Here is a 2,673-nt window from a genome sequence, read left to right as displayed (position 1 = left end):
CTCCGCGTCATCGAGCTGAAGGAAACCCCCTACGAGAACCGCTGGCTCCGCTACGAGGGCTATACGCTGAGCCGGAGAGAGCTTGAGAGCCTCATTTCAAGCACGGTCTACGCGAACTACGAGACGGAAAGGGCGATAATATACGCGCTCCTGAGCGCCCCGACAGTCATAGGAGCGGGGAACTGGGGGGAGGGGGTGACGTTCTCAGCCTTTAAAGGAGAGCGCGAGCGCTCGGTTCTCTCACTCTGGGAGGCGTTGAAATACCTCCACTCACTCCTCCCGGAGGAGCTGAAGCTCAGGCGGGACAGATGGGTGGAGTTCGACGACGATTTCTTGGGCCTCGACTTCAGGTTCGCGAGACCGAGGGCGAAGTTGGCCTACTACGTCCCCCACACGAGAACCATGCTGAAGAGGCCCAGACCGGTGCCCAAGTGGGCGGAGGAGCACTTCCAGGAAAAGAGCGCAGGCTTTCTCAGCCCGAGGCTCGTTATGAAGCCCGAGGACGAAACCGCAACTCTTGGAGAGGCCCCGCTCGTAATAACCGAGGACGTTGCCTACGAGCGAAACCGCGAGCTTGAGGAGCTTATTCCTAACATCGTCGCCACAGTCATGGTCGCCAGAAGGCGCGTTGGAGTTTTAAACCTCGGTGAGATGGAGGACTACCGCTACCGCTTTGAGGCTTTTCTGATGAGAAACCGGAACGAATATGGGGAGCTCTTCGATGCTTTAACTCTCTCGGGCAAGGTATTTAACGTCGGGCTCAGATACAGGCTCGGGGCGAGGCTTCTCGGCGCGATGGGACGCTTCGAGGGAAAACTCGGAAGGGGCCTCATAAGCGACCTGCTCGGGCTGTACCAGGAGATAACCGACACGTGGATAAACGAACTTCCCGACAGGGAAAAGCTGAGGCTCCTGAGGGAGTACGAGCGCTACATAGGAAACTCCCGGGTGGCGGAGATTGGCGTCAGAATCTTTGAAGACCTCGAGGCGACATCAATTGACGGCACGGTCACGAGAGAGGAGTTCTTAAAGGCCCTCATCGAGGCCGGTTTCAGGAGGGAGCACGCGGGGGAGACCCTTGAGAAGCTACTCCGCGAGGGCTACCTCTACGAACCGTTTCCCGGAAAGCTGAAGCTGGTGAGGTGGTAGCGTGGGGAAGAAGTTCCTGAGGAAGAAGGAGCAGAGGGAGAAGAAGAAAATAGCGAGGGAGCGCGTTGAGACTCTCTTCACCCTCGCGGAGAGGGTTTTTCCATACAGCCCAGAGCTGGCGAACAGGTACGTTGAGATAGCCCTTGCCGTCCAGCAGAAGGCCAAGATAAGACTCCCGAGAAAGTGGAAGCGTCGCTACTGCAAACGCTGTCATTCGTTTCTCGTGCCCGGGGTGAACGCAAGGGTTAGGCTGAGGAGCAAACCCTATCCGCACGTCGTCATAAAGTGCCTCAACTGCGGGCACATAATGCGCTACCCGTACCTGCGGGAGAAGAAGGAGAAAAGGAGGGAAAAGACCTAATCAGCCCCTCCTGCCCCTTCCAGGCTGTCCCGGCGGAAAGTGAACTCCTACGTGCACCCTAATCGCTCCCCTGTTCTTCACGTACAGCTCCCTAAGGGCCTTCCTCGCGTCCCTCAAGAGAACCCTTGCAACACTGTAGTTCCCGGCCTTGAGAGCCTCCCCCGCTTTGTCGAGGATTTCCCTGACGGCGCTCACGTCAACGCCGGCCTCCTCAAGGATTGAGAGCTGGAGCTGGAGTTTCTTAAGTTCAAGTTCCAGACTGAGCCTTCCGCTCAGTTTCAGGGCGTTGATTAGTTCGAGGCGGGCATCCCTGAGGGTGAACTCGCTGAGCACCTGAAGCTTGAGGGCGAGCTGGTAAGCTTTAGTGTAGTCCCCGCTCTGGAGGCTCTGGTTTGCCTCTTCAATGAGCTGGGAGAGCTCTTCGACGCGCTCCATGAGCTCGGTGGAGTTCGTCATGTTGGCTATCTCCTCAACCTTCAGGAGTCTCTCGCGAACCTGCTCAAGGATTCTCTCCACGTGCTCCCTGGTGACATTTGCCCTGACCTCTTTAACGGTGCAGTTGCATTTCTCAAGCCCCTTAGCGAGGTTCTCCATGACCTTCTCGGATGCCCTTCCCCTAACGACGACGGTATTATTTACCTTAAACCTCTTGATTAGCGTTGTGACGTTGGTGGAGTGGTTAACGTAGAGTATGAGAGCGCGGTTCTTAAGGGCAAGCTTAAAGGCGGTCTGTATTGCGAGGCTGTCGTTTCCAGCAACAACGACTGTTGAGTTGAACTTAATTCCAAGGAGCTTGCTGGCATTGCCCATGACAGCGAGGTTCGTCTCGTACCTGTTGGCCCCCCACCAGCGGTAAACCGTTATGTTGTACTCTTCAAGGTCGGTAATGTACTCATCAACGACAGCACAGGGGCCACCTACTATTATGACCTGGTCTGGAGCGTAGCCCAGTATTTCAGCTGTTACGTTTGGGTCGTAGGTTCCCCAGGTTGTGGTCACGATAACTGCACCTGTCAGGTTGGCCAGGTACTGCGCTATCGCGCTGTCCGCGCTGTTATCGCTGACGAGTATCACTGTAAGGGTCTCTTCTGCCGAGGCACCGCCAACGCTGAAGGTCATTCCAATCATAAGCAGTCCGAACAGGACTGCCACCAACTTCTTAC

The 2,673-nt window shown here is 56.2% G+C and carries 3 protein-coding genes; 2 read left to right on the top strand and 1 reads right to left on the bottom strand.

What is annotated here, in order from left to right; all coding sequences use genetic code 11:
- Both MVO87_RS10125 and MVO87_RS10120 read left to right on the top strand, forming a co-directional pair.
- A partial coding sequence (locus MVO87_RS10125; RefSeq protein ID WP_297553052.1) for a hypothetical protein occupies window positions 1-1,149 on the top strand: 1,149 nt, incomplete at its 5' end.
- Window position 1,150: 1 nt separating this feature from the next.
- Window positions 1,151-1,510 (top strand): ribonuclease P protein component 4, encoded by a 360-nt coding sequence (locus MVO87_RS10120; RefSeq protein WP_297553050.1) that lies wholly within the window; start codon window positions 1,151-1,153, stop codon window positions 1,508-1,510.
- Here the strand turns inward: MVO87_RS10120 and MVO87_RS10115 are convergent.
- The coding region (locus MVO87_RS10115; RefSeq protein ID WP_297553048.1) for a cell wall-binding repeat-containing protein at window positions 1,511-2,673 on the bottom strand (1,163 nt) is incomplete at its 5' end.

The organism is Thermococcus sp., assembly GCF_027063845.1.
Lineage (GTDB): Archaea > Methanobacteriota_B > Thermococci > Thermococcales > Thermococcaceae > Thermococcus.
Note: the sequence above shows the minus strand (reverse complement) of the source record. Positions and strands in the feature narration are given on the sequence as shown.